Genomic DNA, 6715 nt, shown 5'->3' with positions numbered 1-6715 from the left:
TGCCTAGGCCGTTTTGCCACAGCCATTCCGCCTGAATGGCTTGCGGTCGGTCAAGAGAGTGGACCTCGATCGCGCTAGGCTCCCACTCGTCAAAGGAGGGAGCCATGGCCTTCAAGGATGTTTTGTTGACCCTGACGAGCTATCCGCAACCAACGCCGGTTTCGGTGATCGACGGCGCGGTTGAGATAGCCGCCGTTCTGGATGCGCATCTTGCCGCCATTTCCTGCGAGGTTCATGCCGAAGTGCGCGGGAGCCTGCTCGGGGATGCCATCCTGGACATTCCCGCGCTCGTTGCGCGCGAGGCGGCCAAGAGCCGCGACAACGCGAAAGCGCTGCTGGCGGCATTCGAAACCTCGGCCGCGAAATCCGGCATTCGGCACGAGATCATCTTCGAGCAATGTGCAACCGCAGGCGAGGCGGCACTGCTGGTCGACTATGCGAGGCTTCGCGATCTCACGATCATGGCGGTGCGGGAATCCCATGATCTCGGCTATGCCGAGGAGGTGATCTTCGAATCCGGCAGGCCGACGCTGATCCTCCCCACTGCTCCGCGCTCGCATCCATTCCGGCTTGATGCCGTTTGCGTGGCCTGGGACTTCAGCCGCACTGCTGCGCGCGCGGTTTCCGACGCGCTTCCTTTGCTCGAAGCGGCGAAAACCGTGCGCGTCGTGACCGTTACCAATGAAAAAGCCCTCGATTCGAAACACTCCGCCGAAGAACTGGCGAAGAATCTGGCTCGTCACGGTGTCGAGGTCGTGCTGGACAAGATCGATGCCGGCGGCAAGCCGATTGGCGAGGTCCTCGCAGCCCACCTGCTCTCCCACGGCATCGACGTCCTCGTGATGGGCGCGTACGGAACGCCGAGGTGGCGGGAATTCGTGCTCGGCGGCGCGACCAGGGCGCTGCTGTCCAAGCCGCCGATCCCGATCCTGTTCTCCCATTGATCCCAGGCCATGCTGGAGGTGGGAACAGCTGCCAGTCAGCAGCCCGGCATCAGGAAAACGCCGGACGGTTCAACGAAGCTGATCAGATCGCTCACGCTCACGCACGCGGTGCTTTACGGGCTCGGCGTGACGATCGGCGCCGGAATCTACGTCCTGGTCGGAGCGGCTGCCGCGCGGAGCGGAATGCACGCGCCTCTGGCATTTTTCGCTGCGGCGGTCGTGATGGGCATGACGGCCGGCACCTTCGCCGAGCTCGGCACGCGCCTGCCGGTTGCGGCCAGCGAGGCTGCCTATGTCCAGGCCGCATTCCATCGCAAGTGGCTCTCCGGCGCCACAGGGCTGCTCGTCGTTGCCGCGGCGACGATCTCCGGGGCGACCATCACGGTTGGCAGCGCCGGCTACGTCGGCGTGTTCCTGCCGCTGCCTTCCAGCTGGATCATCGCGGGCGTCGTGCTTGCGATGGGAGCGATCGCCTGCCTGTCCGCGGTTCAATCCATCAGCTTCGCCGGGCTGATGACGGTGGTGGAAATCGGAGGATTGGTCCTCATCGTCGGGGCCGGGCTGGTTCAGGGCGACGCCCTGATCTTGCGGCTGCCCGAATTGTGGGTCCCCATCGGCGATGAAGCGGCCTGGGCCGGGATCGCGCAGACGACGCTGCTTGCCGTCTTTGCGTTCATCGGGTTCGAGCACCTGGTGAACATCTCCGAGGAAATGAAGGATCCGTCCCGCACCTTGCCCTGGGCGCTGCTGATCACCCTCGGCGTGACGGCGCTGCTCTACATGGTTGTGGTCTGGGTCGCCGTGGTTGCGGTGCCCCCGGCCGAGCTCGCGCACTCCTCGGCTCCGCTTGCCTTGGTGTTCCAGCGGTTGACCGGTCTTCCTCTCTGGGTCCTGAGCGCCGTCGCGATCATTGCGACGGTCAACGGAATCATCGTTCACATGCTCATGATCGGACGCGTGCTGTACGGGCTTGCGGACCAGGGCAGCCTTCCGGCCCTGCTCGCCCGGGTGAACGCCCGAACTGGCGCGCCGGTGGTCGCAACTCTGTTCGGAGTCGGCGCCATCCTGATCCTCGCTCTCGGCGTTCCCTTGACCGGACTGGCCGAATGGACCTCGCGCCTGACGCTCGGGATTTTCGTTCTGGTCAACCTGGCCCTTCTTCGGATCAAGGCGAAGGAAGCGGCACCTCCTGCCGGCGTGTTCGTCGTACCGATCTGGGTGCCGATTGCGGGGCTGTTCACAAGCGCCGCATTGCTCCTGATCGATCTGTTCGGATAGCGCGCTTTCGCGCACGCGGGAAACACTAAGAAGAACTTAACGCTTGCGGCCTAACTTGGCCCGCCATGACTGATCAGGTCGCCCACAGCGCGGTTCAACCGTTTCCGGCACGTGCAGCGCTCCCCTGGGCGGTGGGGCTCGGCCTCTATGCCGTGTTGCTGGTGGCCGGGCCGCGGCTGCTCGGCGATCCCGACAGCTATTCTCACGTCGAGATCGGGCGCTGGATCATCGCGCATGGCTCCCTGCCGGCGAGCGATCCCTTTTCGTTTTCGAAGCATGGTGCGCCCTGGGTCCCATTCGAATGGTTGTCCGAGGTCATTTATGCCGCCGTCTACGCGCTTGCCGGCTGGCCTGGCGTGGTCGCGATCGCGGCCGCCGCGATAGCGCTCGCCTTCGCCCTGCTCACGTTTTTCCTGCTGCGCTCGCTTTCGCCAAGCCTCACCCTGCTCATGGTGATCGCAGCGATCATCCTGGTGGCGCCGCACATGTTGGCGCGGCCGCATGTCCTCGTGCTGCCGCTGATGGTGATTTGGGCGGCCGCGCTGGTTCGTTGCATGGATCGCGGCACGCCTCCGCCATACTGGGCGCTGCCGCCGCTGGTGTTGTGGACCAATCTGCACGGCAGCGTGGTGCTGGCGCTTGGGTTGATCGGCCCGGCTGTGCTCGAAGCGTTGCTGCGTGAGCCGCGAAGCGAATGGCCGCGCGTGCTGCTGCGCTGGCTGCCATTCTCGGCGCTTGCCCTGGCGGCGTCGTGCCTGACGCCGCACGGCCCAGAACCCCTTCTGATGCCGCTGACGACACTCGGCCTCGGTCCGGCGCTGGCTTGGATCTCGGAATGGCGACCGCAGGATTTCGGTCGCATAGGCGGCTTCGAACTGCTGCTGCTCGGCGGCATCTTCGCGCTAACGCGCGGCGTCACGCTGCCGGTGGTGAGGGCCTTGGTGCTGATCGGCTTGCTCCATTTCGCGCTGGCGCAGATGCGCAATGCGGATCTGCTTGCCCTGCTGGCGCCGCTCTATCTGGCGGCCCCGCTGGGCCGGACCCTCGGCGGACCGGTCGCAGAGGATGCGGCGGCTCCCTCGCGTGGCCTGAAGCTGGCAGGGCTCGGTGCGCTGATCGCGATCAGCGCCGTGGCCCTGGCGCGCGAGGTCAGGCCGGCTCCGTCCATCACGCCCCAGGCCGCGGTCGCCCAGGCCGGCCTCGCCAAGGCGGGTCCTGTGCTCAACGACTATGGTTTCGGCGGCTATTTGATCTTTGCCGGCATTCCCACTTTCATCGACGGCCGCGGCGAATTGTATGGCGGGCCGTTCATCGACCGCTATAACCGCGCGCTGGCGCTGATCGACCTCGGAGACTTTCTCAAGCTGCTCGACGACTACAGCATCGGCGCGACGCTGCTCGCTCCGAGCACGCCGGCGGTCGCAATGCTCGACCGGCTACCGCAGTGGCAGCGGGTCTACAGCGACGATGTGGCGGTCGTGCACAAGCGCCGCGATCAGCAAAGATAATTCAAGCCGTGCCGAAGGCGGCGTATTGGCCCCCGAGCCAGACCCCGCTGAGGGCCGCTTCGAGACGCCGCGCCGGCTTGGTGTCCCAGGGCAGCAGCAGGAAATGCCGCGCACCGACCTCGTGCAGGCCGCTCGCCGCCATCAGCTTCCGGGTCGTGCCAACGCCGAGCAGGACCGCGTCCCGGTCGAACTCGCAGCGCGCAACGGCGAGGCGCGTCAGCGGATTGTACGGATTGTGCTCGATCACGCAGACGAGCCCGCCGGGGCGCGTCACGCGCCGCATCTCGGCGATGAACCGCGCCCATTCGGCCGGCACGATATGGTGCATCACGCAGATGGCCGTGACCAGGTCGAAGCTGGCGTCGGCAAACGGAAAATTGCGGCCGTCGAACTCCCGATAGTCGACCCCGTGATTGTGATCGCGCGCCTGCGACAGGCTCGCCGGGGAAACGTCGATGCCGCTCAGGCGGCCGACCATGCCGTGCAGCAGCGGATGAAGGCTGCCGACGCCGCATCCGACGTCCAGCATGTCCGGCCGTTCCGTGCCGAGCCTCTGCGCGATCAGCTCGCGCAGCAGATCGGCCTTGGCGCGCATGAAGAAGTCGTGCGGCAGGCCCGAGAAGTCGATCGAGGATTGAACCACATCGCGGTAGTTGTCGTGATATCCGTCGAAGAGCTCGGCCATGCGCGGGGTCACTCGTTGACGGCGTGGATCGCGGGCGTCGCCGACGCCGCGTCGCGGTCGAAGCCGATGCGGGCCTGCACCACGTAGAGCGGGCGGCGCTTCACCTCGGCATGGATGCGCCCGACATAGAGCCCGACGATACCCGTCATCAGCATGTTGATGCCGCACAAGAGCGACACGACGACCATCGTCGAGGACCAACCGGTCACCAAATGGCTGTCCTTGCTGAGCCACAACAGGACCACCCAGCCGCCATAGAGCAGCGCGAGTCCGGAGACCGTCAATCCGCACCAGATCGCGAGCCGCAACGGCAGATCGGAAAAGCCGAGCGCGGCGTTCACCGCCAGGCGGATCATCTTGAACAGCGGGTATTTGGTTTCGCCCGCGGCGCGCTCGAGGCGGTGGAAGGCGACCTCGGCCTGCCGGAAGCCGAGCCAGGCGATCATGCCGCGCACGAAGCGATCCTGCTCTGGCATCTGCTTCAGCGCATCCAGCACCTTGCGATCGATCAGTCGGAAGTCGCCGACATCGGCGGGAATGCCGACCGAGGACATCCTGCCCAGGAGCCGGTAGAACAGATGCGCGGTCGCGCGCTTGAAGCGGCTCTCTCCCTCGCGCGACAGGCGGCGGGCGTGGACGATGTCGTTGCCCTCCTGCCACTTCGCGATCAATTGCTCGATCACTTCGGGCGGATCCTGCAGATCCGCATCCATGACGATGACGGCGTCGCCCTGCGCGGCGTCCATGCCGGCGGTGATGGCGACCTGATGGCCGAAATTCCTGGACAGGCCGATGTAGCGAAAGCGCGGATCGCGCGCGGCGAGCGCGCGCAGCACGATCGGGCTGGAATCTTTGCTGCCGTCGTCGACGAAAATCGCCTCTGCCGGCCCGTCGAGCCGGGACATGACCTGGTCGAGCCGTCGCAACAGCACCGGCAGCACGGCTTCCTCGTTGAACACGGGAATGACGAGGCTGTAGCGGATCGATCTGGAGCTGGCCGCCATGCGAAGGTCCGATTGGGGTGCAGGGGCGGAAGTCTATGAGCACCTGGTTAAGGCCGCCTTGCCGGAACCGTTAAGGGTCTATCGCCCGGAGCATGGCTCGAGCGCGCGATGGGTGACAGGCCAAAATGATGAAGCCCGGTTAACCACGGCGCGGCTCCTAGGACTTGCGGCGAATCCTGTAGAGGACGAACCGCTGCGAGCTCTCCAACACATGCAGCAGATCCGGCAGCGGATTTGCGGCCGGCGGTCCCAGCACATAGAGGTAGTCGAAATCCCGGTGCCAGCTGCGGACGAACTGGGGAGCGTCCGCCGGCGGCTGGCCCGTCGCGATCGCGGCAAGCAGGCTAGTGGGCACCGGACCGCCATAGGGGATTGCGATATCGCGCACCGCCGCGCGCGGCCGCACCGGTTGCTTGCCTTCTTCGGTAAACAGGTTGGGCACGAATGCGTCGGCATAGTGCACGGCCAGCGTCGGCGCATAATACATCGGATAGGAGGTGAGGTCGGCGAAGGGCGGATCACCATTGTTGCCCGTGCTGCCGACGAGAACGCGCGAGCCGCGGTCGATCTTCTGGAACGAGGCGATGATCGCCGCGTAGTCGGCGCGATAAGGCAGCCAGACCGCGAAGACGACGGCGAGATTGAGCAGGACGATGCCGCTGATCGCGGCAAGCGCCGCCAGTCCCCAGGCACGGTTCGGCAGCGACAGCGCGCAGAACGCCGGGAGGATCAGGGCCGCAGCCGGAATCATGCGAAGATCGACGAACGAGGTTCCGAACAGCTTCGAGGGAATGATGAGGTAGAGCAGCGCGAAGCCGCTCGCGAGCCAGATTCCGGCCGGATCGAGCCTGAGAACGCCGCGCCTTGCGGCGAACAGCAGCGCGGTCATCAGCACGAGTCCGGTCACCGCCGCGGCCGTCAGATTGTAGCCGTTCATGATGCGGAGCGGCCAGATCGGCTTGAATGCGACGAACCAATCATTGCCGTCGCTTCCGATCGCGCCTGACGTGACACGCATAATCGCAAACAGCGCCAGCGCCGGGAGAGCCAAGGCGCCGAGCCGCGCGGCCGCGACGGGATACGCGCCCCGGCCTTGGCGGATGCGCGACAGCTCGAAAAGGCCGAGCGTTGCGCCGTAGATGCCGAGCGAAAAGAAATGCGCCACGTAGAGCGCGGTGACGAAGATCAGATTGGCAAGGAACCGCAGCGGCCAGGGGCCGTCGGCCAGCCGCAGGTAGACGGCGATGCCCCAGAGCGCGAGGCCGAGCCCGAACTCGAAATTCACGAACCCCCAGC

At 65.8% G+C, this 6715-nt stretch carries 6 protein-coding genes; 3 read left to right on the top strand and 3 right to left on the bottom strand.

Translation table 11 applies throughout. The features are described 5' to 3' along the window. Positions 1-104 precede the first annotated feature (104 nt). The 3 genes from JHD07_RS09410 (at position 105) to JHD07_RS09400 (ending at position 3730) form a co-directional block, all read left to right on the top strand. On the top strand, positions 105-944 hold the full coding sequence (locus JHD07_RS09410; protein ID WP_291621335.1) for a universal stress protein: 840 nt from the start codon (positions 105-107) through the stop codon (positions 942-944). Between the two features lie 9 nt (positions 945-953). After that, positions 954-2222 carry an APC family permease gene (locus JHD07_RS09405; RefSeq protein WP_291621334.1) on the top strand — a complete coding sequence of 423 codons (1269 nt, stop codon included), beginning with the start codon at positions 954-956 and terminating at the stop codon, positions 2220-2222. 65 nt (positions 2223-2287) lie between these two features. Beyond that, positions 2288-3730: a hypothetical protein gene (locus JHD07_RS09400; RefSeq protein ID WP_291621332.1), complete on the top strand. Its 1443-nt coding sequence runs from the start codon at positions 2288-2290 to the stop codon at positions 3728-3730. A 1-nt stretch (position 3731) separates the two neighbouring features. Here the strand turns inward: JHD07_RS09400 and JHD07_RS09395 are convergent, their stop codons facing one another. The 3 genes from JHD07_RS09395 to JHD07_RS09385 all read right to left on the bottom strand — a co-directional run. Continuing rightward, on the bottom strand, positions 3732-4415 hold the full coding sequence (locus tag JHD07_RS09395) for a class I SAM-dependent methyltransferase (protein ID WP_291621331.1): 684 nt from the start codon (positions 4413-4415) through the stop codon (positions 3732-3734). Between the two features lie 8 nt (positions 4416-4423). Next, positions 4424-5419 (bottom strand): glycosyltransferase family 2 protein, encoded by a 996-nt coding sequence (locus JHD07_RS09390; protein WP_291621328.1) that lies wholly within the window; start codon positions 5417-5419, stop codon positions 4424-4426. A gap of 157 nt (positions 5420-5576) precedes the next feature. Continuing rightward, on the bottom strand, positions 5577-6715 hold a 1139-nt coding region (locus JHD07_RS09385), incomplete at its 5' end, for a hypothetical protein (RefSeq protein WP_291621326.1).

Origin of the sequence: Bradyrhizobium sp. (assembly GCF_016462955.1) — a bacterium.
Lineage (GTDB): Bacteria > Pseudomonadota > Alphaproteobacteria > Rhizobiales > Xanthobacteraceae > Bradyrhizobium.
This window is presented reverse-complemented; position numbering and strand designations above follow the sequence as displayed.

Coding starts and splice junctions, on each gene's coding strand:
- JHD07_RS09410 (WP_291621335.1), top strand. CDS start 105: ATGGCCTTCAAGGATGTTTTGTTGACCCTGACGAGCTATCCGCAACCA.
- JHD07_RS09405 (WP_291621334.1), top strand. CDS start 954: ATGCTGGAGGTGGGAACAGCTGCCAGTCAGCAGCCCGGCATCAGGAAA.
- JHD07_RS09400 (WP_291621332.1), top strand. CDS start 2,288: ATGACTGATCAGGTCGCCCACAGCGCGGTTCAACCGTTTCCGGCACGT.
- JHD07_RS09395 (WP_291621331.1), bottom strand. CDS start 4,415: ATGGCCGAGCTCTTCGACGGATATCACGACAACTACCGCGATGTGGTT.
- JHD07_RS09390 (WP_291621328.1), bottom strand. CDS start 5,419: ATGGCGGCCAGCTCCAGATCGATCCGCTACAGCCTCGTCATTCCCGTG.